Annotated in this window: 18 protein-coding genes and 1 riboswitch; of the genes, 15 read left to right on the plus strand and 3 right to left on the minus strand. The window is 74.5% G+C overall.

Features of this window, described 5'->3' with window-relative positions; translation table 11 throughout:
* Nucleotides 1-12: 12 nt before the first annotated feature.
* A complete protein-coding gene (locus ACWC24_RS28095; RefSeq protein ID WP_450665674.1) occupies nt 13-1140 on the minus strand; it encodes an alpha/beta hydrolase in 1128 nt (375 codons plus the stop codon).
* Between the two features lie 284 nt (nt 1141-1424).
* Nucleotides 1425-2156: a class II aldolase/adducin family protein gene (locus ACWC24_RS28100; RefSeq protein WP_450665675.1), complete on the minus strand. Its 732-nt coding sequence runs from the start codon at nt 2154-2156 to the stop codon at nt 1425-1427.
* 306 nt (nt 2157-2462) lie between these two features.
* Here ACWC24_RS28100 and ACWC24_RS28105 point away from each other — a divergent pair, with 306 nt between their 5' ends.
* The 9 genes from ACWC24_RS28105 (at nt 2463) to cobI (ending at nt 15366) form a co-directional block, all read left to right on the plus strand.
* On the plus strand, nt 2463-3722 hold the full coding sequence (locus tag ACWC24_RS28105; RefSeq protein ID WP_450665676.1) for an anion permease: 1260 nt from the start codon (nt 2463-2465) through the stop codon (nt 3720-3722).
* 35 nt (nt 3723-3757) lie between these two features.
* Nucleotides 3758-3979 carry a hypothetical protein gene (locus tag ACWC24_RS28110; RefSeq protein WP_450665677.1) on the plus strand — a complete coding sequence of 74 codons (222 nt, stop codon included), beginning with the start codon at nt 3758-3760 and terminating at the stop codon, nt 3977-3979.
* Between the two features lie 178 nt (nt 3980-4157).
* A riboswitch (cobalamin riboswitch) is annotated at nt 4158-4303 on the plus strand.
* A gap of 101 nt (nt 4304-4404) precedes the next feature.
* The gene (locus tag ACWC24_RS28115) at nt 4405-5349 is read left to right on the plus strand and encodes a cobalamin biosynthesis protein (RefSeq protein WP_450665678.1); all 945 of its coding nucleotides are present in this window, start codon (nt 4405-4407) and stop codon (nt 5347-5349) included.
* Nucleotides 5346-6926 carry a cobyric acid synthase gene (locus ACWC24_RS28120; protein ID WP_450665679.1) on the plus strand — a complete coding sequence of 527 codons (1581 nt, stop codon included), beginning with the start codon at nt 5346-5348 and terminating at the stop codon, nt 6924-6926. The genes ACWC24_RS28115 and ACWC24_RS28120 overlap by 4 nt, the downstream gene beginning before the upstream one ends.
* The gene (cobN, locus tag ACWC24_RS28125; RefSeq protein WP_450665680.1) at nt 6923-10591 is read left to right on the plus strand and encodes a cobaltochelatase subunit CobN; all 3669 of its coding nucleotides are present in this window, start codon (nt 6923-6925) and stop codon (nt 10589-10591) included. The genes ACWC24_RS28120 and cobN overlap by 4 nt, the downstream gene beginning before the upstream one ends.
* Complete coding sequence (locus ACWC24_RS28130) at nt 10588-12585, plus strand: putative cobaltochelatase (protein WP_450665681.1); 1998 nt, start codon at nt 10588-10590, stop codon at nt 12583-12585. Before cobN ends, ACWC24_RS28130 begins: the two co-directional genes overlap by 4 nt.
* Nucleotides 12585-13193 (plus strand): cob(I)yrinic acid a,c-diamide adenosyltransferase, encoded by a 609-nt coding sequence (cobO, locus tag ACWC24_RS28135; protein ID WP_450665682.1) that lies wholly within the window; start codon nt 12585-12587, stop codon nt 13191-13193. The genes ACWC24_RS28130 and cobO overlap by 1 nt, the downstream gene beginning before the upstream one ends.
* Nucleotides 13193-14620, plus strand: a complete 1428-nt coding sequence (locus ACWC24_RS28140) for a cobyrinate a,c-diamide synthase (protein ID WP_450665683.1) — start codon at nt 13193-13195, stop codon at nt 14618-14620. The genes cobO and ACWC24_RS28140 overlap by 1 nt, the downstream gene beginning before the upstream one ends.
* Nucleotides 14617-15366: a precorrin-2 C(20)-methyltransferase gene (gene cobI / locus ACWC24_RS28145; RefSeq protein WP_450665684.1), complete on the plus strand. Its 750-nt coding sequence runs from the start codon at nt 14617-14619 to the stop codon at nt 15364-15366. The genes ACWC24_RS28140 and cobI overlap by 4 nt, the downstream gene beginning before the upstream one ends.
* 23 nt (nt 15367-15389) lie before the next feature.
* Here the strand turns inward: cobI and ACWC24_RS28150 are convergent, their stop codons facing one another.
* A complete protein-coding gene (locus tag ACWC24_RS28150; RefSeq protein WP_450665685.1) occupies nt 15390-16157 on the minus strand; it encodes a ZIP family metal transporter in 768 nt (255 codons plus the stop codon).
* 83 nt (nt 16158-16240) lie between these two features.
* Between ACWC24_RS28150 and cobM the strand changes: the two genes are divergently transcribed.
* From cobM to cobC, 6 genes are read left to right on the plus strand one after another with little or no spacing between them, the layout of a single operon-like run.
* Nucleotides 16241-17059, plus strand: a complete 819-nt coding sequence (cobM, locus tag ACWC24_RS28155) for a precorrin-4 C(11)-methyltransferase (protein WP_450665686.1) — start codon at nt 16241-16243, stop codon at nt 17057-17059.
* Nucleotides 17056-18306 (plus strand): precorrin-6y C5,15-methyltransferase (decarboxylating) subunit CbiE, encoded by a 1251-nt coding sequence (gene cbiE / locus ACWC24_RS28160; RefSeq protein ID WP_450665687.1) that lies wholly within the window; start codon nt 17056-17058, stop codon nt 18304-18306. The genes cobM and cbiE overlap by 4 nt, the downstream gene beginning before the upstream one ends.
* Nucleotides 18303-20090, plus strand: a complete 1788-nt coding sequence (gene cobJ / locus ACWC24_RS28165) for a precorrin-3B C(17)-methyltransferase (RefSeq protein ID WP_450665688.1) — start codon at nt 18303-18305, stop codon at nt 20088-20090. The genes cbiE and cobJ overlap by 4 nt, the downstream gene beginning before the upstream one ends.
* Nucleotides 20087-20677: a precorrin-8X methylmutase gene (locus ACWC24_RS28170; protein WP_450665689.1), complete on the plus strand. Its 591-nt coding sequence runs from the start codon at nt 20087-20089 to the stop codon at nt 20675-20677. The genes cobJ and ACWC24_RS28170 overlap by 4 nt, the downstream gene beginning before the upstream one ends.
* Nucleotides 20674-21639 (plus strand): sirohydrochlorin chelatase, encoded by a 966-nt coding sequence (locus tag ACWC24_RS28175; RefSeq protein ID WP_450665690.1) that lies wholly within the window; start codon nt 20674-20676, stop codon nt 21637-21639. Before ACWC24_RS28170 ends, ACWC24_RS28175 begins: the two co-directional genes overlap by 4 nt.
* Nucleotides 21629-22693 carry an Rv2231c family pyridoxal phosphate-dependent protein CobC gene (gene cobC, locus ACWC24_RS28180; RefSeq protein ID WP_450665691.1) on the plus strand — a complete coding sequence of 355 codons (1065 nt, stop codon included), beginning with the start codon at nt 21629-21631 and terminating at the stop codon, nt 22691-22693. Before ACWC24_RS28175 ends, cobC begins: the two co-directional genes overlap by 11 nt.
* Nucleotides 22694-22746 lie beyond the last annotated feature (53 nt).

A 22746-nucleotide genomic window follows, 5' to 3' on the forward strand; every position in this document is an offset into this window, starting at 1 on the left:
GGTCCGGCCCCGTCACATCAGGGGAACCAGGAAGCGCCGGAGGGCCTCCTCGTAGGCGGCCGGGTCGGCGTTCCACATGGCTCCGTGCGGGGCACCGGGGACGCTCTGGAGGGTGACCAGGTCGGGCCGGCGCCCGGCGAGGCGACGGGAGAGGGCCCAGGGGGCCACCTCGTCCTCGGGTCCGTGGAAGATCAGCGCCGGGATCCGGAGCAGGTCGGGGTCGGCGGGTTCCGCGTCGCTCGCGCTGTTCATGCCGGTGCGGCCCTCGGCGGCACGCACGGCCAGCGGCAGCAGCGGCCCCGGGGTGCGGCGGGCCGCGGCCAGCGAGCGCAGGGTGGTCTCCCAGCTCAGCACCGGGGAGTCCAGGACGAGCCCCACGGCCCGCTCGCGCAGCCCCGAGTGGGCGGCGGCGCGCAGCGCCATGGTGGCTCCGGTGGACCAGCCGTACAGCACGAGGCGCTCGGCGCCGTAGCGCACGGCGTAGCGCATCGCGGCGTCCAGGTCGCGCCACTCGCTCTCGCCGAGGTGGTTCAGGCCGTCCTGCGGGCGGGGCGCGCCGAGGTCGCCGCGGTAGGAGAGGGCCAGCACCGAGAAGCGGTGGCGGTGCAGGAACTCCATCACGTTCAGGGCCAGCTCCCGGGTGGTGCCGAGGCCGTGGGCCGCGATCACCCAGGTGTCGCGGGCGCCGGGGACGAACCAGGCCGGCAGCGGGCCGAGCTCGCCCGGGATGTCGACGTCGGCGTACTCCAGGCCGAGCGCGGCGCCCGGGTTGCCGACGTACACGTTCGGGGTGAGCCACACCTTGTCGCCCTGGCTCAGGGTGCCGTGGGTGACGCGCTCCAGACGGCGCACCACGGTGTCGGCCGAGAGCGCGGCGGCGTCGACGACGGGCCCGACGACGGCGTGGGAGCCGTCGCCCGCGAGGCCGTAGGTGCCGGGGCGCAGCGAGGCCAGATCCCTGGTGAGGGTGATCCGTCCGGCGGCGGTGCCGTGCACGGTGAGCCTGGGTTCGGTGGGCAGGGGCCGGCCGGCCGGCGCCTTCAGGGCGGCGTCGCTCGCGAGCCGGCCGGCGGCCACCGCGGCGGCCCCGGCCCCTACCACTGCGGTGACGGCGGCGGCCGTCGCTTTGACAGGGTGCACCCGTCCAGTGTCGGGGCGGTGCGGGCGACCGGCCAGCGGACGACGGGGAAGGAGTGACGTGCCGGAACGGGGTCGGAGGCACGCCCCTGACACCCGCATGCCGTGCGCGCCACCCGCACGCCGTGCGCGCCGTGCGCGCCATGCGTACGCCGTGCGCGCCATGCGTACGCCGTGCGCGCCATGCGTACGCCGTGCGCGCCATGCGTACGCCGTGCGCGCCATGAGGGCAGCGCGGGCCGACGGCGCCGCCCGCCCCACCGTCACCGTCAGGCCCGCTGCCGCCGTCAAGCCCGCTGCCCGTACCCCCGCAGCCGCTCCCCCGCCTCCGCCACCTGCTCGGCCGTCAGCAGGTGCGGCGTCAGCCCCGGCACCGAGGACGCGGTCAGCCACAGCCGGCACATCCACTCCAGCTGTGCCGTGCGGTCGTAGGCCTGGTCGAGGGTGGCGCCGTGGGTGAGGGTGCCGTGGTTCTGGAGGAGACAGCCGGTGCGGTCGACCAGGGCCAGGCGCACGTTCTCGGCCAGCCGCTCGGAGCCGTAGGGCGCGTAGGGGGCGACCCGGACGGGTCCGCCGAGGGCCGCGGCCATGTAGTGGATCGTCGGGAGTTCGGGGACGAGCGTGGAGACGGCCGTGGCGTGCACGGCGTGGGTGTGCACCACGGCCCGGGCGTCGCAGGCGCGGTAGACGGCGAGGTGCATGGGCAGTTCGCTGGTCGGGACGAGGCTGCCGAGCACCCGCCGGCCCGCCAGGTCGACCCCGGTGATGTCGTCCGGTGTCAGCCGGTCGTAGGGCACGCCGGACGGCGTGACCAGCACGGTGTCCCCGACCCGGACGGAGACGTTGCCCGAGGTGCCGACGACCAGTCCGTCGGAGACGGTCCGGCGGGCCGTCCCGACCAGCGCGTCCCAGGCACGCGCCTCGTCCTCGCCCACACCCCGGCCGCCCGGTTCGCTCCGTATGCCTTTGATGTCCCGGGCGCCTCGCTCGCCCCGCCCGCCGTGTCGTCGCTCACTCATGCCGCGATCCTGCCAGGCGCGCCACCGGCCGGCCGCCGGTCACGCAGCGTAGCCGTTTCGGGCCCGTCGGCATACGACGGCGGTGACGACCCGCCGAGAGGCGGAATCCCGGCAAGCGGTCCGGCGGGATCGCGGCTCCAGGCCGCTCACCTGGGGTGACCGGTCATGCGGGGTACGTATCAGTAGCACCAAGCGGAGGATCATTCTCCTGTTGGTGACACCACAAAGCCCGTCCCAGTTCACCTTCCGTTCACCCAGGTTACTTACGTTCATCGCACCAACGACTTCGAACGATTGCCTGGGTAAATGGAAAACTTCTCGCTGATCCTCGCGATTGTGGTGGTAACTGCACTCGCGTTCGATTTCACGAACGGTTTTCACGACACCGCCAACGCGATGGCCACGACCATCTCGACCGGTGCGCTCAAGCCCAAGGTTGCGGTGGCCATGTCGGCCGTCCTCAACCTCGTGGGCGCCTTCCTCTCCGTGGAGGTCGCCAACACGATCTCCAAGGGTCTCGTCGACGAGACCGGCATCCGACCCGAGGTCATCTTCGCCGCCCTGGTCGGCGCGATCCTCTGGAATCTGCTGACCTGGCTGGTGGGCCTGCCGTCCAGCTCCTCGCACGCCCTCATGGGCGGTCTGATCGGCGCCACCGTCGCCTCGGCCGGCGTGGGCGCCGTCCACGGCGACGTGCTGGTCACCAAGGTCCTCATCCCCGCCGTCGCGGCCCCGATCGTGGCGGGCGTCGCCTCGATGCTGGCCACCCGCTTCTCCTACACCCTGGGCAAGAAGGCCGACAGCAAGGCCGCCGCGAAGGGCTACCGCACCGGCCAGATCGCCTCGGCCGGCCTGGTCTCCCTGGCCCACGGCACCAACGACGCCCAGAAGACGATGGGCATCATCACCCTCGCCCTGGTCGCCGGCGGCGCCATCGCGCCCGGCTCCAACCCGCCGGTCTGGGTCATCCTCTCCGCCGGTCTCGCCATCGCGCTCGGCACCTCCCTGGGCGGCTGGCGCATCATCCACACGATGGGCAAGGGCCTGACCGACCTCCAGCCGCAGCAGGGCTTCGCCGCCCAGACCAGCGCCGCGACGGTCATCCTGGCCTCCTCCCACCTCGGCTTCTCCCTCTCCACCACGCACGCCGTCTCCGGCTCCGTGATGGGCGCGGGCCTCGGCCGCAAGGGCGGAGTCGTTCGCTGGTCCACCGCGACCCGCATGTTCGTCGCCTGGGGCCTGACCCTGCCGGCCGCCGGCCTGGTCGGCGCGCTCGCCGAGTCCGTGACGAACCTGGGCGACTGGGGCACCGCGGCCGTCGCCGTCTTCCTGATCGCCGCCAGCGCCGCGATCTGGAAGGTCTCCCGGCGCGAGACCGTCGACCACAACAGCGTCACCGCCTCCGAGGAGCCGGCCGGCGTGGTGACCCAGGCGATCGCCATGGTGGCCCCGCCCCCCACGGGCACGGTGACCGAGAACCTCACGGCCACCATCCCCTCCCCGGCCGCCGCCCCGATGGTCACCGTCGACCCGGCGACGGCGTCGGTCCCGCCGACCGCCGCCTGAGCCCCGCGCACCCGGTTAAGTAAGGAAGCATCGGTATGAACATCGACTGGGCAGCCCTGGGCTCCGTGTTCGGCGTCAGCCTCGTGGCCACCGTGGGCCTCGTGGCCCTGTTCACCCTCGGCATCATGGGTCTCTCCCGCCAGGAGCGGGCCTCCGCGCAGGGCGGCGGCGCCGCGCTCGCGGTGACGGGCGCGTACGCGTGCTTCGCGGCCTGCGCGGCCGCGGTGGGCTACGGGATCTGGCTGATCGTCGCCTGAACCGCCGCCATCCGGCACACCGTTCACCAAGGGCGGGAAGAACCCACGGGTTCTTCCCGCCCTCGCCGTTGCCCGCCCATCCCGTCGCCCGCGCTTCCCACTCGTCACCCGCCCATCCCGCCGCCCGCCGTGTGTGGGGCTTCACACACTCCTCCGTCCCAGGTCAAGAGCAGGTTGACGGCCCTTCAGGGCCCGTGGTGGACTTCCGGAGCCATCTACGACGACACATGAGGAAGCCGGTGCGAATCCGGCGCGGTCCCGCCACTGTGACCGGGGTAGCAATCCCCGGGAGCCAGGAACTCTCGCCGTCGGTCTCGTCGAACCAGGGCGTGGACACCCTGAGTGAGGACATGTCGCCATGCTCGGCTGCCGATTGAGTCTCAGCACCAGGTCACTGCCCGGTACCGCCACGATCGGCTGAGCCGGTGCGTGCCGATCGCGTCTTCGCGTACGGCGCCACCGCGGGCCTCCTGGGCGACCTGTTCCTCGGCGATCCACGCCGCGGACACCCGGTCGCGCTGTTCGGGCGCGCGGCCGCGGCCGTGGAACAGGCGTTGTGGCGGGACCATCGAGGACAGGGCGCGCTGCACACCGTGGTGTGCGCCGGCGGCGCCGTGGCGCTCGGGGTCGTGGCCGCCCGCGCCGTACGTACCTCCGGCGCCGCCTCCGTGGCCCTCACCGCCGCCGCCACCTGGGCCGTCGTCGGGGGCACCTCGCTCGCCCGGGAGGCCCGCGCCATCGGGCGCGCCCTGGAGGCCGGGGACGTCGCGGGCGCCCGCGCCCGGCTGCCGCATCTGTGCGGCCGGGACCCCCAGGCCCTCGACGCGGACGGCGTAGCCCAAGCGGTCGTCGAGTCGGTCGCCGAGAACACCTCCGACGCCGTCGTCGGCGCGCTGGTGTGGGGAGCCGTCGGCGGGGTGCCGGGGCTGCTCGGCTTCCGCGCCGTGAACACCCTCGACGCCATGGTCGGCCACAAGTCGCCCCGCCACCGCCGCTACGGATGGGCCTCGGCCCGGCTCGACGACGCCGCCGGCTGGCCGGGGGCCCGCCTCACGGCCGCCCTCGCGACCCTGGCCGGCGACGATCCGCGCGGGGCCGTACGGGCCTGGCGCGCCGACGCCGCCAGGCACCCCAGTCCCAACGCCGGTCCCGTGGAGGCCTCGTTCGCCGGGTCCCTCGGCGTACGGCTCGGCGGGACCCTCTCCTACGCCGGGCGGGTCGAGCACCGGCCCGTGCTCAACGGCGCCCACGGACGGGCCGTCCGTGTCTCGGACATCGACCGGGCGGTACGGCTGTCCCGGCGCGTCGGCTGGCTCGCGCTCGGCGTCTGCGCCGCCGCGCGGCTCCTCGTGAAGGAACGTGACTCATGAACGGTGGTCTCCTGGTCGCCGGCACCACCTCCGACGCCGGCAAGAGCGTCGTCACCGCGGGGATCTGCCGGTGGCTGGTGCGCCAGGGCGTCAAGGTCGCGCCCTTCAAGGCGCAGAACATGTCCCTCAACTCGTTCGTGACCCGCGAGGGCGCGGAGATCGGACGGGCCCAGGCCATGCAGGCCCAGGCCTGCCGGATCGAGCCGACCGCGCTGATGAACCCCGTGCTGCTCAAGCCCGGCAGCGACCGCAGCAGCCAGGTCGTCCTCATGGGCAGGCCGGTGGGCGAGATGAGCGCGCGCGGGTTCTTCGGGGGGTCCGAAGGCTCCTCCGGCTCGTCCCCCGGGAACCGGCTGCGCGGCGGGCGGCAGGAAGCGCTGCTGGGCACCGTCCTCGACTGCCTCGCCGAGCTGCGGGGCACGTACGACGCGGTGATCTGCGAAGGGGCCGGCAGTCCGGCCGAGATCAACCTGCGCCGGACCGACATCGTGAACATGGGCGTCGCCCGCAACGCGCGGCTGCCCGTCCTCGTCGTCGGCGACATCGACCGCGGCGGTGTCTTCGCCTCCTTCTTCGGCACGGTCGCCCTGCTCTCGCCCGAGGACCAGGAACTGGTCGCCGGGTTCCTCGTCAACAAGTTCCGGGGCGACGTCTCCCTGCTCGAACCCGGACTCGACATGCTGCACGGCCTCACCGGGCGGCGGACGTACGGCGTACTGCCCTTCCGGCACGGCCTCGGCATCGACGAGGAGGACGGACTGCGCGTCTCCCTGCGCGGTGCCGTCCGGGAGTCGGCCGTCGCCGCCCCCGTCGGCGAGGACGTCCTGCGGGTCGCCGTCTGCGCGGTCCCGCTCATGTCCAACTTCACGGATGTGGACGCGCTCGCCGCCGAGCCGGGCGTCGTCGTGCGGTTCGTGGACCGGCCCGAGGAGCTCGCCGACGCCGACCTCGTGGTGATCCCCGGAACCCGCGGGACGGTGAAGGCCCTGGAGTGGCTGCGGCAGCGCGGCCTCGCGGACGCCGTCGCGCGCCGGGCCGCCGAGGGCCGGCCGGTGCTCGGCGTCTGCGGCGGCTTCCAGCTCCTCGGCGAGCACATCGAGGACGAGGTCGAGAGCCGCGCGGGGCACGTCGACGGGCTCGGCCTGCTGCCCGTACGGGTGCGCTTCGCCCGCGAGAAGACGCTCACCCGGCCCGTCGGCCAGGCCCTCGGCGAGCCCGTCGAGGGGTACGAGATCCATCACGGGGTCGCCGACGTCACCGGCGGCGAGCCGTTCTTCTCCGACGGCGGGGGGCACCCCCTCGACGGCTGCCGGGTCGGCGCCGTCTGGGGCACCCACTGGCACGGCTCGCTGGAGTCGGACGGATTCCGGCGGGCGTTCCTGCGCGAGGTGGCGGCCGCCGCGGGCCGCCGGTTCGTACCGGCCCCCGACACCTCGTTCGCCGCGCTGCGCGAGGAGCAGCTCGACCTGCTCGGCGACCTGATCGAACAGCACGCGGACACGGACGCGCTGTGGCGGCTCATCGAGTCCGGCGCGCCGCAAGGACTGCCCTTCATCCCCCCGGGAGCGCCCGCATGAGCACAGTGTTGTTGTTGTCGACCGCCGACACCGATCTGCTGGCGGCCCGCGCCTGCGACGCCCCCTACCGGATCGGCAACCCGACCCGGGTCGACGTCGCCGAGGAGCTGCCCGCACTGATCCGGGGCGCGGACATCGCCGTCGTACGACTGCTGGGCGGGAAGCGGGCCTGGGAGGACGGGCTGGCCGTGCTGAAGGCGTCCGGGATCCCGACCGTGCTGCTGGGCGGGGAGTCCGTGCCGGACGCCGAGCTGATGGCCGAGTCGTCGGTGCCTGCCGGTGTGGTCGCGGAGGCCCTGCGCTACCTCGTCGAGGGCGGCCCCGCGAACCTCACCGAGCTGGCCCGGTTCCTGTCCGACACCGTGCTGCTGACCGGGGAGGGCTTCGACGGACCGCGGAAGATGCCCGAGTACGGCGTCCACGGCGAACGTGCCTTCGTCGAGGGCCGGCCCACGGTCGGCGTGCTCTTCTACCGCGCCCACGAACTCAGCGGCAACACCGCCTTCGTGGACACCCTGTGCGACGCGATCGAGGCACGCGGCGCCAACGCGCTCGCCGTGTACTGCGGTTCGCTGCGCGACGCCGACCCCGGGCTGTACGGGATCCTCGGCCGGACCGACGCGATCGTCGCCACCGTACTCGCGGCGGGCGGCACCCACGCCTCGCGGGCGTCCGCGGGCGGGGACGAGGAGGCGTGGGACATCGGGGCCCTCGCCGCCCTCGACGTACCCGTCCTCCAGGGCCTGTGTCTGACCTCCTCGCGCGCCGCCTGGAGCGGGTCCGACGCCGCCCTCTCCCCCATGGACGCGGCCATGCAGGTCGCCATCCCGGAGTTCGACGGTCGCCTGATCACCGTGCCGTTCTCCTTCAAGGAGCAGGGCCCGGACGACGTGCCCGTCTACGTCGCCGACCCCGAGCGGGCCGCGCGGGTGGCCGGGATCGCCGTACGGCACGCCCGGCTGAAGTACAAGCCGAACGCGCAGAAGAAGCTCGCGCTGGTCTTCACCGCCTACCCCACCAAGCACTCGCGGGTCGGCAACGCGGTCGGGCTGGACACGCCCGCCTCGGCCGTCCGGGTCCTGGACGCGCTCAGGGACGCGGGATACACGGTCGAGGGGCACCCCGACAACGGCGACGAGCTGATCCACCGGCTGATCGCGGCCGGCGGCCACGACGTCGAGTGGCTGACCGAGGAGCAGTTGGCCGCGGCACCCGCCCGGGTGCCGCTGGCCGACTACCGGGCCTGGTTCGACCGGCTCGACCCCGCGCTCAGGGACGGGATGCTGGAGGCCTGGGGCGAGCCGCCGGGCTCGCTGTACGTCGACGGCGACGACATCGTCCTCGCCTCCCTCCGGTTCGGGAACGTCGTCGTGATGATCCAGCCGCCGCGCGGCTTCGGCGAGAACCCGATCGCGATCTACCACGACCCCGACATGCCCCCGTCGCACCACTACCTGGCCGCCTACCGCTGGCTGGAGGCTGCGACATCGGAGGGGGGTTTCGGCGCCGACGCGATCGTCCACATGGGCAAGCACGGCACGATGGAATGGCTGCCGGGCAAGGGCCTCGGACTGAGCGGCGGTTGCGCGCCCGACGCCGTCCTCGGCGAACTCCCCCTGGTCTACCCGTTCATCGTCAACGACCCCGGCGAGGGCACCCAGGCCAAGCGGCGCGGCCACGCCACCGTCGTCGACCACCTCGTACCGCCGATGGCCCGCGCCGACACCTACGGCGACCTCGCCAAGCTGGAGCAGCTCCTCGACGAGTACGCGCTCGTGTCCGACCTGGACCCGGCCAAGGCCCCGGCCGTCCGCGCCCAGATCTGGACGCTGGTCAAGGCCGCCGAGCTCCACCACGACCTGCACGTCGACGAGCAGCCGGACGACGGCGACTTCGACGAGTTCGTGATGCACATCGACGGCTACCTCTGCGAGATCAAGGACGTGCAGATCCGCGACGGGCTGCACGTCCTGGGCGGCGGACCGGAGGCCGAGCCGCGGGTGAACCTCGTGCTCGCCGTGCTGCGCGCCTCGCAGGTGTGGGGCGGCGCGGCGAACGCGCTGCCCGGTCTGCGCGCCGCCCTCGCCGAACATTTCGGCCTGGTCGAGAAGGAGTTGCTCGCCGAACCGGGCGTGCCCGTGAAGGTCCCGGTCGAGCTGACCGACCTCGTCGAGGGCCCGGCCCGGACGGCGGCCGACGCGATCGACCTGCTGGAGCAGCTCTGCCGCCGGGCGGCCCTCGGCATGGAGGAGCACGGCTGGGACGCGGCGGCCGTGCCGACGCTCGTACGGGACCTCCTCGGCACCGAACTCCCCGACGCCGTGGCGGTGCTGGAGTTCGCCTGCCGCGAGGTGGTCCCGCGGCTGGCGCGGACGACGGACGAGATCGGGCACATCCTCAAGGCCCTGGACGGCGGTTACGTCCCGGCGGGCCCGTCGGGCTCGCCCACGCGCGGGCTCGTCAACGTCCTGCCGACCGGCCGCAACTTCTACTCCGTCGACCCCAAGGCCATTCCCTCCCGCCTGAGTTGGGAGGTCGGACAGTCCCTCGCCGACTCCCTCGTCCAGCGCTACCTCCAGGACACCGGCGGCTACCCGACGTCCGTCGGACTGACGGTCTGGGGCACGTCCGCCATGCGCACCCAGGGCGACGACATCGCGGAGATCCTCGCGCTGCTCGGCTGCCGCCCGGTGTGGGACGACGCCTCGCGCCGGGTCACCGGTTTCGAGATCGTGCCCCTGGCGGAACTGGGCCGCCCCCGCATCGACGTCACGGTCCGCATCTCCGGCTTCTTCCGGGACGCGTTCCCGCACGTGGTCGGGCTGATCGACGACGCGGTGCGGGCGGTCGCCGAGCTGGACGAGCCGGCGGACCGCAACTTCGTCCGCGCGCACGCCGACGAGGACACCGCCGAGCACGGCGACCGGCGGCGCGCCACCTCCCGCATCTTCGGCTCCAAGCCGGGCGCGTACGGCGCCGGTCTGCTGCCGCTGATCGACGCCCGCAACTGGCGCTCGGACGCCGACCTCGCCGAGGTGTACGCCGTCTGGGGCGGCTACGCCTACGGGCGCGGGCTCGACGGCCGGGCGGCGCGCGGCGACATGGAGACCGCGTTCAAGCGGATCGCGGTCGCCGCCAAGAACGTCGACACGCGCGAGCACGACCTCGTCGACGCGGACGACTACTTTCAGTACCACGGCGGCATGGTCGCGATGGTCCGCCATCTCACCGGCGCCTCCCCCGAGGCGTACGTCGGCGACTCCGCCGTACCGGACCAGGTGAAGACCCGCACGCTGGGCGAGGAGACGCACCGGGTCTTCCGGGCCCGGGTGGTCAACCCGCGCTGGATGGCGGCGATGCGCCGGCACGGCTACAAGGGCGCCTTCGAGATGGCGGCGACGGTCGACTACCTCTTCGGCTACGACGCCACGGCCGGGGTCGTGGACGACTGGATGTACGAGAAGCTCAGCGCGGAGTACGTCTTCGACGCGGAGAACCGGGACTTCATGAAGAAGTCCAACCCGTGGGCCCTGCGCGGCATCACCGAGCGCCTGCTGGAGGCGGCGGACCGCGGGCTGTGGGCGGAGCCGGACGCGGACACGCTGGAGCGGCTGCGCGCCACCTATCTGGAGCTCGAAGGCGACTTGGAGGGCGACGACCAGTGAGTACCCCGTTCCCGTTCACGGCCGTCGTCGGCCAGGACGACCTGCGGCTCGCGCTGCTGCTGAACGCCGTGTCGCCGGCGGTCGGCGGTGTGCTGGTGCGCGGCGAGAAGGGCACCGCGAAGAGCACGGCCGTACGCGCCCTCTCCGCGCTGCTGCCCGAGGTCGACGTCGTCTCCGGCTGCCGGTTCTCCTGCGACCCCGGCTCCCCCGACCCCGGCTGCCCGGACGGGCCGCACGAGGCGGGGGCGGGTGCGCCGCGCCCCGCCCGGATGGTCGAGCTGCCCGTCGGCGCGTCCGAGGACCGGCTGGTGGGCGCCCTGGACATCGAGCGGGCGCTCGCGGAGGGCGTGAAGGCCTTCGAGCCCGGCCTGCTGGCCGACGCGCACCGCGGCATCCTGTACGTCGACGAGGTCAACCTCCTCCATGACCATCTCGTCGACCTGCTGCTGGACGCGGCCGCGATGGGCGCCTCGTACGTGGAGCGCGAGGGCGTCTCCGTACGGCACGCGGCGCGGTTCCTGCTCGTGGGCACGATGAACCCCGAAGAGGGCGAGCTGCGGCCGCAGTTGCTGGACCGGTTCGGGCTGACCGTCGAGGTGGCCGCCTCGCGGGAGCCCGACCAGCGGGTGGAGGTCGTACGGCGGCGGCTCGCGTACGACGACGACCCGGCGGGCTTCGCGGCGCGCTGGGCCGGTGAGGAGACGGCCGTACGTCGACGCATCGTCGCGGCACGCGAGTTGCTGCCCGCCGTGCGGCTGGGCGACGGCGCGCTGCGGCAGATCGCGGCGACCTGCGCGGCCTTCGAGGTGGACGGCATGCGGGCCGACATCGTGATGGCGCGGACCGCGACCGCGCTCGCCGCCTGGGCTGGGCGTACCGAGGTGCTCGCCGAGGACGTGCGACAGGCGGCGCTCCTTGCGCTGCCGCACCGGCGCAGGCGGAACCCGTTCGACGCGCCCGGTCTCGACGAGGACAGGCTGGACGAGACGCTGGAGGAGTTCGGGGGCTCCGCCGAGGACGAGGACCCCGACCCCGACGGACCCGGTGGCGGCGGTGGGCAGCCCACGCCCGACAGCGGTCCGCAGGACGGTGACACGTCCGCCCGGCCCGAGGCCGGCGAGGGCGGGGAGCCGCAGGCCTCCGGAAGCGCGGAGCAGTCCGCCGTGCGGGCCGCCGAACCGTTCCGCGCCAAGGCGCTGAGCGTGCCCGGGATCGGCCAGGGTGCCGCCGGACGGCGTTCGCGGGCACGGACCGAGCACGGACGCACGACCGGGGCCCGACGGCCGCGCGGCACGCTGACGAAGCTGCATCTCGCCGCGACCGTGCAGGCCGCTGCCCCGCACCAGCGGGCGCGCGGGCGGTCGGGGCCGGGACTGCTGGTGCGCCGGGACGATCTGCGGCAGGCGGTGCGGGAGGGGCGCGAGTCCAACCTCGTGCTGTTCGTCGTGGACGCCTCGGGGTCGATGGCGGCCCGGCAGCGGATGGGCGCCGTGAAGGGTGCCGTGCTGTCGTTGCTGCTCGACGCGTACCAGCGGCGGGACAAGGTGGGGCTGGTGACCTTCCGCGGGTCGGCCGCCGAGGTCGCGCTGCCGCCCACCTCCTCGGTGGACGCGGCGGCGGCGCGGCTGGAGTCGCTGCCGACGGGTGGGCGCACCCCGCTCGCGGCCGGGCTGCTGAAGGCGCACGAGGTGCTGCGGGTGGAACGGCTGCGGGACGCGGCGCGGCGGCCGCTGGTGGTCGTGGTGACGGACGGACGGGCCACCGGGGGTCCCGAGCCGCTGATGCTCGCGTCCCGGGCGGCCGGGCTGTTCGCGGCCGAGCAGGTCGCCTCGGTCGTCGTGGACTGCGAGTCCGGGCCGGTGCGGCTGGGGCTGGCCGGGAAGCTCGCGGGTGAACTGGGCGGTACGGCGGTGACGTTGGACGAGCTTCGCGCGGACAGCATCGCCGGACTGGTGAAGGACGTGGTGAAGGACGCGCAGAGGAGGGCCGCGTAGTGCCGCAGGGACAGCCGAGTGTCGTACCGGACGACGGGCTGACGACTCGTCAGCGACGTAATCGGCCGCTGGTCGTCGTGCACACGGGCGTCGGCAAGGGGAAGTCCACCGCCGCGTTCGGGCTGGCGCTGCGCGCCTGGAACCAGGGGTGGCCCATCGGGGTGTTCCAGTTCGTCAAGTCGGCGAAGTGGAAGGTCGGCGAGGAGAACGCGCTGCGGGTGCTGGGCGCCTCCGGCGAGGGCGGGTCCGTCGACTGGCACAAGATGGGCGAGGGCTGGTCGTGGGTCCAGCGCGACATCCAGGGTGACAACTCGACCAACGAGGAGAAGGCCCGGGAGGGCTGGGAGCAGGTCAAGCGGGATCTGGCGGCCGAGACGTACAAGCTGTACGTGCTCGACGAGTTCGCGTACCCGATGCACTGGGGCTGGATCGACACGGACGAGGTCGTCGCGGTGCTGCGGGACCGGCCGGGCACCCAGCACGTCGTGATCACCGGGCGCAACGCCCCGGAGAAACTGGTCGACCTCGCCGATCTCGTCACCGACATGTCCAAGGTCAAGCACCCGATGGACGCGGGCCAGAAGGGCCAGAGGGGCATCGAGTGGTGATGTCGTCCGTTCCCCGGCTGGTCGTCGCCGCGCCCTCTTCGGGCAGCGGCAAGACCACCGTCGCCACGGGGCTGATGGCCGCGTTCGCGGGGCGCGGGCTGCGGGTGTCCCCGCACAAGGTCGGGCCCGACTACATCGACCCCGGGTACCACGCGCTCGCCACCGGGCGCACAGGCCGCAACCTCGACGCGTACCTGTGCGGGCCCGACCTGGTCGGTCCGCTGTTCGCGCACGGCGCGCGGGGGTGCGACATCGCGGTCGTCGAGGGCGTGATGGGGCTGTACGACGGGGCGGCGGGCGAGGGGGAGCTCGCCTCCACGGCCCACGTGGCGAAGCTGCTGCGGGCGCCGGTGGTGCTGGTCGTCGACGCGTCGTCGCAGTCGCGGTCGGTGGCGGCGCTGGTGCACGGGTTCGCCTCGTGGGATCCCGAGGTGCGGATCGGGGGCGTGATCCTGAACAAGGTCGCCTCGGACCGGCACGAGGAGCTGCTGCGCGACGCGCTGGACTCCGCCGGGGTGCCGGTGCTCGGGGTGCTGCGCCGGGCGCCGCAGGTGGACACGCCGTCCCGGCACCTCGGTCTGGTGCCGGTCGCCGAGCGGCGGGCCGAGGCGGTCGCGGCGGTCGCCGCGATGGCGGCGCAGGTCTCCGGCGGTTGCGACCTGGACGCGCTGGCGGCGCTGGCGCGCAGTGCCGGTGTGTTGTCGGGTGCGGCCTGGGACGCGGCCGAGGCCCTGGGGGCTGCCGTCCCCGGCCCCCCGCTTCGGCCCGAACGGCCTCGTCCTCAAGCGCCGGACGGGCTGGGCGTTGTCGGCCGGGATCGGACAGTGCCGGTGGTCACCGTCGCCGGGGGGCCCGCGTTCACCTTCTCCTATGCCGAGCACGCCGAGCTGCTCGCCGCCGCCGGGGCCGAGGTCGTCACCTTCGATCCGCTGCGTGACGAGCGACTTCCCGAGAGGACGGACGGGTTGGTGATCGGCGGCGGGTTCCCCGAGGTTTACGCGCCCGAGCTGTCCGCCAACGAGCCACTGCGCAGGGCGGTGGCGGAGCTGGCGTCGGCCGGGGCGCCGGTGGCGGCCGAGTGCGCCGGACTGCTGTATCTGGCGCGGGAGCTCGACGGCAGGCCCATGTGCGGGGTGATCGACGCCGTGGCCCGGATGGACGAGCGGCTCACCCTCGGCTACCGGGACGCCGTGGCGCTCGGCGACAGCGTGCTCGCCGCGGCCGGCACCCGGATGCGCGGGCACGAGTTCCACCGGACGGTCGTGGAGCCCGGCGCCGGGGCGTCTCCCGCCTGGGGGATGCGCGCCCCCGAGCGGCGCGTCGAAGGTTTCGTGCAGCGGGGCGTGCACGCGAGTTATCTGCACACGCACTGGGCGTCCGAGCCCGGCGTGGCCCGTCGGTTCGTCGAGAGGTGCCTGACGTCATGAGCAGCAAGCTGATCGGTGTCGGGGTGGGCCCCGGCGACCCCGAGCTGGTGACCGTCAAGGGCGTCAACGCCCTGCGCGCCGCGGACGTCGTCGTGGTGCCCGTGATGGCCGCGGCGGACGGGGCGGACGGCGGCGAGCCGGGGCGGGCCGAGGCGACCGTGCTGCACTACGTGCCGCGGGAGAAGGTCGTCCGGGTGGTGTTCGCGCTCAACGAGCGCAGCGACCGGGCCCGGCGCGAGGCCGCCTGGGACGCGGCGGGGGCGCGGGTGGCGGCGCTGCTCGGCGCGCACGCCTGTGTCGCCTTCGCGACCATCGGGGACCCGAACGTGTACTCGACGTTCACCTATCTGGCGCAGACCGTGGCCGAGTCGGTGCCGGGTGTCGTCGTCGAGACGGTGCCGGGCATCACCGCGATGCAGGAGCTCGCGGCGCGCTCCGGGGCGGTCCTGACCGAGGGGACCGAACCCCTCACCCTGGTGCCGGTCACCGCGGGGGCCGCCGCGCTCAAGGACGCGCTGAGCGGACCGGGCACGGTCGTGGCGTACAAGTTCGGGCGGCAGGCCGCGGAGGTCGCCGAGGCGCTGCGGGAGACCGGGCGGCTGGAGGCCGCGGTGTGGGGTTCGGCGCTGGGGCTCGCGCAGGAGTCGATCCGGCCGGCCGCCGATCTCGGCGACGGCCCGCTGCCCTACCTGTCGACGCTGATCGCGCCCGCGCCGCGCGACGGCGGGCGCGGCGGCAAGCTGTGACGCCCCGCGGGCCGTACGGGCGCTCAGCCGGCCAGGCCCACCACCAGCCAGATGAACGCGGCGCCCGCGACCGTGCACAGCAGGGTCGGGCGGGCGGGGTGCTCGTGGTGGGCCTCGGGCAGGATCTCGGCGGCCGCGAGGTAGAGGAGCACTCCGCCGAAGAGGCCGAGATAGCCGCCGAGCAGCGTCTCGGGCAGGACGAAGAACAGGGTCGAGGCCGCGCCGAGAACCGGTGCCGCCGCGTCCGCGAACAGCATGGCGACCGCCCTGCGCCGGGCGTTCCCGTACAGGCTGGTGATCGTGTACGTGTTGAAGCCGTCCGCGAAGTCGTGGGCGACGACGGCCAGCGCGACGGACGCGCCCATGCCGCCGCCCACCTGGAAGGCCGCGCCGATCGCCACGCCGTCCATCGCGCTGTGGCCGACCATCGCGGCGGCCGCCGTCAGGCCCACCTCGGGCACCCGGCCGTCGGGCGCCCCGGTGCCGTGCGCGACCGTGGGGATCTCCTCCGTCCGGGCGGAGTGGGGGTCCCTGGGCAGATCGGCCAGCAGCCGTTCGGCCATATGGGCCAGCAGGAAGCCGGCCACGAACAGCAGCAGCGCGGCCGGTACGCCGAAGACCTCGGTGCCCGCCACCTCCAGTGCCTCGGGCAGCAGGTCCAGGCCGACCACGCCGAGCATCAGGCCGCCGGCCAGGCCGAGGACCAGATGGCGGCGGTCGGTGACCCGCTGTGCCGTCCAGCCGCCGGCCAGCGTCATCAGGAACGCGCCGAGCGCGACGAGGACCGCCATGTGACCTTGCTATCCGATCGAACCCGGGTCGCGCACCTCCGACCCCCCGCCCAGTGAAGATCCGTACGAGAGGACCCGTACCCATGGCCGATGCCCCCACCGGCAAGGTGACCTTCGTCGGTGCCGGCCCCGGCGCCGCCGACCTGCTGACGTTCCGGGCCGCGCGGGCCATCGCCGAGGCCGACGTCGTGATCTGGGCCGCCAGCCTGGTCCAGGCCGAGGTGCTCGAGCACGCGCGCGCGGACGCGGAGATCCTCGACTCGGCGACGATGTCCCTGGAGGACGTGGTGGCCGTGTACCGGCGGGCCCGCGCCGAGGGGCTGCGGGTCGCCCGGATCCACTCCGGCGACCCCGCGCTGTGGGGCGGCACGCAGGAGCAGCTCGACCGGTGCGACGAGCTCGGCATCGAGACGGAGATCGTGCCCGGTGTCTCGTCCTTCTCGGCGGTCGCCGCGCTCGCGGGGCGCGAGCTGACCATTCCCGAGGTCGCGCAGTCGGTGATCCTGACCCGGCTCGGCGGCGGCAAGACGCCGATGCCGCCCGGCGAGGAGGTGCGCGAGTTCGCCCGGCACGGCACGACCATGGCGCTGTTCCTGTCGGCGGCGCGCAGCGGCCAGCTGGTGCGGGAGCTGCTGGAGGGCGGCTATCCGACGACCACGCCGGTCGTCGTCGCCTACCAGGCGACCTGGCCGGAGGAACTGATCGTGAAGTGCACGATCGGCACGCTGGAGGAGACGGTCAAGGAGCACAGGCTCTGGAAGCACACGCTGTTCCTGGTCGGCCCGGCGCTGGACGCCGGCGGGACGCGCTCGCACCTGTACCACCCGGGGCACTTCCACGGCTATCGCAAGGCCGACCCCGAGGCCCGCAAGGCCCTGCGCGCCCGGGGCGCCGGCACGTGATCACGGTCGTCGGTACGGGGACCGGTGCGCCGCCGCCGGGGGACGTCCTCGCGGGGGCGGAGCTCGTCGTGGGCGGCCGGCGGCACCTGGACGCCGTACGGCCGCTGCTGCCCGGGACCGCCGAGCTGGTGGTCCTGGGTGCGCTGGCGCCCGCCCTGGACACGGTCGCGGAGTACGTCGGCAAGGGACGGCGGGTGCTGGTGCTGGCCTCTGGGGATCCGGGGTTCTTCGGGATCGTGCGGGTGCTGTCGGAGCGGTTCGGAGCGGCGGCGCTCGATGTACGGCCCGGCGTGTCCTCCGTCGCGGCCGCGTTCGCCAGGACCGGGCTGACCTGGGACGACGCCGTGGTGGTCAGCGCGCACGGGCGGGAGCTGCGCACCGCGGTGCATGTGTGCCGCGCGTATCCGAAGACGGCGGTGCTGACCGGGCCGGGCGCGGGTCCCGCCGAGCTGGGCGCGGCGCTCGTGCGGGCCTCGGCCGAACGGGTCCTGGTGGTGGCCTCGGCGCTGGGCGATCCGGTGCGCGAACGCGTCGAGCGGGTGACACCGGCGCAGGCCGCCGCCCGGGACTGGGGTTCGGCGGTGAGCGTGGTGCTGTGCCTGGACGAGTCCCGGACGGCGCGCGGCGGGGCGCGGACGGTGGCCGGTGCGGCGCCGGGGCCCGCGGGCTGGGCGCTCGCGGAGTCCGCGTTCGCGCACCGCGACTCGATGATCACCAAGTTCGAGGTGCGGGCGCTGGCGCTGGCCCGTCTCGGTCCGCGCCCCGGCGACCTGGTGTGGGACGTCGGCGCGGGCTCCGGGTCGGTGGCGGTGGAGTGCGCGCGGCTGGGGGCCGCCGTGAGCGCCGTGGAGAAGACCCCGGACGGGGTCGGCCGGATCCGTACCAACGCCGCTCAGCACGGCGTCGACGTGCACGTGGTGCACGGCGAGGCGCCGGACGCGCTGGCGCAGCTCGACGATCCCGACGCCGTGTTCGTCGGTGGCGGGGGCCGTGAGCTGCCCGGGATCGTCGACGCGTGCGCGCGGCGGGCCCGGCGGAGCGTGGTCGTCGCGATGGCCGCCCTGGACCGGGTGCCGGCGGCACGTGCGGCGCTGATCGGCGCCGGGCTCGACTGCGACGGAGTGCTGCTGCAGTCGTCGCGGCTGGTCCCGCTGCCGGGGGACGTGACCCGGCCGGCCGCGACCAATCCCGTTTTCCTGCTGTGGGGCACCCGTCCCGCGGCGCGTACCGAAGGAGTTGCCCTGTGATCGGCCTCATTTCCGCCACCGCGGCGGGGGCTGCGGCGCGCGACCGGCTGGCCGCGGCCTGGCCGGACCGCACGCGGGTGTACGACGGACCCGTGGCGGACGCCGTACCGCGGGCGTTCGCGGAGTGCGGCCAGCTGGTGTGCTTCCTGGCGGCCGGGGCGGTGGTACGGCTGGTCGCGCCGCTGCTGGGCGACAAGCGGACCGACCCCGGTGTGGTGTGCGTCGACGAGGCCGGCCGGTTCGCCGTGTCACTGGTCGGCGGGCACGGCGGCGGCGCCAATGAACTGGCCCGTGCGGTGGGCGCGTTGCTGGGTGCGGAGCCGGTGGTGACCACGGCGACGGACGCGGTGGGCGTGCCCGGCCTCGATACGCTCGGTCTGCCCGTGGAGGGTGATGTCGCCGGGGTGACCCGCGCCCTGCTGGACGGGGAGCCGGTCGCGCTGGCCGCGGAGGTGCCCTGGCCGTTGCCCGCGCTGCCGCTCGGGACGCGGGGCGCGTACACGGTCCGGCTGACCGACCGGGCCGTGGAACAGGCCGAGCGCGAAGTTCTGTTGCGCCCGCCGTCGTTGGTGGTCGGCGTCGGCGCGTCCAAGGGTGCTCCGGCCGACGAGGTGCTGGGGCTGGTCGAGGCCGCGCTGCGGGACGCCGGGCTCAGCGCCGCGTCCGTCGCCGAACTGGCCACCGTCGACGCCAAGTCCGACGAGCCCGGCATCGTCGCCGCCGCCGAGCGGCTGGGGGTGCCCCTGGTGACGTACTCCGCCGAGGAGTTGGCGGCTGTGGAGGTGCCGAACCCGTCCGGCGCGCCGCTCGCCGCGGTCGGCACCCCGTCCGTCGCGGAGGCCGCCGCGCTGGTACGCGGTGGTGAACTCCTCGTCCCCAAGCGGAAGTCGCAGCGGGCGGACGGCCGGCCTGCGATGGCGACCTGCGCGGTCGTCCGGCGGCCCGGGCGCGGGCGGCTCGCGGTGGTCGGGCTCGGGCCCGGTGCCCGGGACCTGCTGACGCCGCGCGCCGAGGCGGAGTTGCGCCGGGCGTCGGTGCTCGTCGGGCTCGACCAGTACGTCGACCAGATCCGCGATCTGCTGCGGCCCGGCACCTGGATCCTGGAGTCGGGGCTCGGCGCGGAGGAGGAGCGGGCCCGCACCGCGGTCGCCGAGGCGCGGCGCGGCGCGGCGGTCGCGCTCATCGGGAGCGGGGACGCGGGGGTGTACGCGATGGCCTCGCCCGCGCTGGCCGAGGCGTCCGACGACATCGACGTGGTCGGGGTGCCCGGGGTGACGGCGGCGCTCGCGGCCGGGGCGATCCTGGGCGCGCCGCTGGGCCACGACCATGTCTCGATCAGCCTGTCCGACCTGCACACGCCGTGGGAGGTCATCGAGCGGCGGGTACGGGCCGCGGCCGAGGCGGACCTCGTCGTGACGTTCTACAACCCGCGCAGCCGGGGCCGCGACTGGCAGCTGCCGAAGGCCCTCGCGGTCCTCGCGGAGCACCGGGAGCCGGCGACGCCGGTCGGTGTCGTGCGCAACGCCTCGCGCGCCGACGAGTCCAGCCGGGTGACGACGCTGGCCGCGCTGGATCCGGCGACGGTGGACATGATGACGGTCGTGACCGTGGGCAACACGGCGACCCGGCGGATCGCGGGACGGATGGTGACCCCGCGCGGCTACCGCTGGCAGCAGGACCCGGGGGCAACCCCGCAGGAGAACCCGCGGACCGTCCCCCACACGCGGACTCAGGAATCGACGCAGCAGGACCCGCAGCGAGACCCGCAGGAGGGTGCCCGGTGAATCGTGTCGTCCATCCGATCGAGCAGGAGTCCTTCCGGCGGCTGCGCGCCCGTCTGGACACCTCGCACTTCCCGCCGCTGTCACGGGCGGTGGTGGAGCGGGTGATCCACTCCGCCGCCGACCTCGACTACGCCGACGATCTCGTCCTGGACGAGGGCGACCTGGCGAAGGCGTACACCGCGCTGCACGCCGGGGCGCCGGTGGTCGTGGACGTGGAGATGGTGGCCGCGGGGATCACTCGCCGCGAGACCGTCTGCCGGCTGCGGGACGCGCGGTCCGGACCGGGACTGACCCGGTCGGCGCACGCGGTCCGGCTGGCGTACGAGGAGGTCGGCCCCGGCGCCCTGTGGGTGATCGGCTGTGCGCCGACCGCCCTGGAGGAGCTGCTGACGCTGGACGCCTCCCCCGCGCTCGTCATCGGGCTCCCCGTCGGTTTCGTCGGGGCGGCCGAGTCGAAGGCCGCGCTGCGCGGGAGCGGGCTGCCCGCCGTGAGCAACGTGTCCGAGAAGGGCGGTTCCGCGGTGGCCGCGGCCGCCCTCAACGCCCTGCTTTACCACCGCATTTCGCAATCCGAGGAGCAATCGTGACCACCCCGCCGCCCGCCCTGCTCATCGCCGGCCATGGCACCCGGGACGAGGCCGGAGCCGAGGCGTTCCGCGACTTCGTACGGGAGTTGGGGCGCCGTCATCCCGAACTGCCCGTCGCGGGCGGCTTCATCGAGCTGTCCTCGCCGCCGCTGGGCGAGGCGGTGGCCGAGCTGGTGGAGCGGGGGGTGCGCCGGTTCGCCGCGGTGCCGCTGATGCTGGTGTCCGCCGGGCACGCCAAGGGGGACATCCCGGCGGCCCTGTCCCGGGAGAAGGAACGCCACCCCGGGATCTCGTACACCTACGGGCGTCCGCTGGGCCCGCACCCGTCGCTGCTGGACGTGCTGGAACGGCGCCTGGACGAGACGCTCGGCGAGGCGGGCCGCACGCCCGGGGACCGGGCCGAGGTGACCGTGCTGCTGGTCGGGCGCGGCTCCACCGACCCGGACGCCAACGCCGAGGTGCACAAGGCGGCGCGGCTGCTGTGGGAGGGGCGCGGTTACGCGGGTGTGGAGACGGCGTTCGTGTCGCTGGCCGCGCCGGACGTGCCGAGCGGTCTCGACCGGTGCGTGCGGCTGGGCGCGCGTCGGATCGTGGTGCTGCCGTACTTCCTGTTCACCGGCATCCTGCCGGACCGGGTGCGGCGGCAGACCGAGGACTGGGCGGCCGCGCATCCTGAGGTCGAGGTGCGCTCGGCGGACGTGATCGGGCCCGAACCGGAGCTGCTGGACCTGGTGATGGAGCGGTACGCGGAGGCCGTGAAGGGCGATCTGCGGATGAACTGCGACTCGTGCGTGTACCGCATCGCGCTGCCGGGCTTCGAGGACAAGGTGGGGCTGCCGCAGCAGCCGCACTTCCACCCGGACGACGACGGACACCACGACGGTCCCGGGGGCGGCCACGGCGGCGGTCACCACCACGGGCACCACCAGCACGGGGGGCACACCCACTCCCATGCGCACTGACGACGTTCCCGGGGGCGGCCCCGATCTGCGGCACCACGGTGACGCGGAGGTGCGCGACGACGGGGCGGAGCTGGTCGACCTGGCCGTCAACGTACGGGCGGACACGCCCCCGGCATGGCTGCGGGAGCTGATCGGCGGATCGCTGGACGCCCTGGCCGCCTACCCGGACGGGCGGGCCGCGCGGGCGGCGGTGGCGGCACGGCACGGGCTGCCGGTGGACCGGGTGCTGCTGACGGCCGGTGCGGCGGAGGCGTTCGTCCTGCTGGCGCGGGCGCTGAAGGTGCGCCGGCCGGTGGTCGTGCATCCGCAGTTCACCGAGCCGGAGGCGGCGCTGCGCGACGCCGGGCACACCGTCGACCGGGTGCTGCTGCGCGCCGAGGACGGTTTCCGGCTGGTTCCGGGGGCGGTGCCCGAGGAGGCGGACCTGGTGGTGATCGGCAATCCGACGAACCCCACCTCGGTGCTGCATCCGGCCGACGCGATCGCCGGGCTCGCTCGTCCCGGGCGGACGCTGGTGGTCGACGAGGCGTTCATGGACGCGGTGCCGGGTGAGCGGGAGGCGCTGGCCGGGCGGACCGACGTGCCGGGTCTGGTGGTGCTGCGCAGTCTCACCAAGACGTGGGGGCTGGCCGGGCTGCGGATCGGGTACGCGCTCGCCGCCCCGGAGACGGTCACCGCCCTGGAGCGGGCCCAGCCGCTGTGGCCGGTCTCCACGCCCGCGCTCGCCGCGGCCGAGGCGTGTGTGAGCGCGTCGGCCCTCGCGGAGGCGGACCGGGCGGCCCGCCGGATCGCCGGTGACCGGGTGCATCTGGTCGCGGGACTCGCCCGGTTCGCGACGGCGGGGGTGCGGGTCGTGGAGCCGGCCGAGGGCCCGTTCCTGCTGGTACGGATGCCGGCGGCGGGTGCCGTGCGGCGCAGGTTGCGGACGCTGGGGTTCGCGGTGCGCCGCGGGGACACGTTCCCGGGGCTGGGCGAGGAGTGGATCCGACTCGCGGTACGGGACCGGGAGACGACGGACGCCTTCCTGGGGGCGCTGGAGCAGGCATTGGCCTGATGCGGCGGGGCCTGCGTGGTGAGGCGGGAGCTTCGGCACCCGCCCGGGGTGGG

This window comes from Streptomyces sp. NPDC001443 (genome assembly GCF_053597355.1).

Bases quoted from the DNA above. Each gene is read 5' to 3' on its own strand.
- ACWC24_RS28100 (WP_450665675.1), bottom strand. From the start codon at position 2,156: ATGAGTGAGCGACGACACGGCGGGCGGGGCGAGCGAGGCGCCCGGGAC.
- ACWC24_RS28105 (WP_450665676.1), top strand. From the start codon at position 2,463: ATGGAAAACTTCTCGCTGATCCTCGCGATTGTGGTGGTAACTGCACTC.
- ACWC24_RS28110 (WP_450665677.1), top strand. From the start codon at position 3,758: ATGAACATCGACTGGGCAGCCCTGGGCTCCGTGTTCGGCGTCAGCCTC.
- ACWC24_RS28120 (WP_450665679.1), top strand. From the start codon at position 5,346: ATGAACGGTGGTCTCCTGGTCGCCGGCACCACCTCCGACGCCGGCAAG.
- cobN (WP_450665680.1), top strand. From the start codon at position 6,923: ATGAGCACAGTGTTGTTGTTGTCGACCGCCGACACCGATCTGCTGGCG.
- ACWC24_RS28140 (WP_450665683.1), top strand. From the start codon at position 13,193: ATGTCGTCCGTTCCCCGGCTGGTCGTCGCCGCGCCCTCTTCGGGCAGC.
- cobI (WP_450665684.1), top strand. From the start codon at position 14,617: ATGAGCAGCAAGCTGATCGGTGTCGGGGTGGGCCCCGGCGACCCCGAG.
- ACWC24_RS28150 (WP_450665685.1), bottom strand. From the start codon at position 16,157: ATGGCGGTCCTCGTCGCGCTCGGCGCGTTCCTGATGACGCTGGCCGGC.
- cobM (WP_450665686.1), top strand. From the start codon at position 16,241: ATGGCCGATGCCCCCACCGGCAAGGTGACCTTCGTCGGTGCCGGCCCC.
- cobC (WP_450665691.1), top strand. From the start codon at position 21,629: ATGCGCACTGACGACGTTCCCGGGGGCGGCCCCGATCTGCGGCACCAC.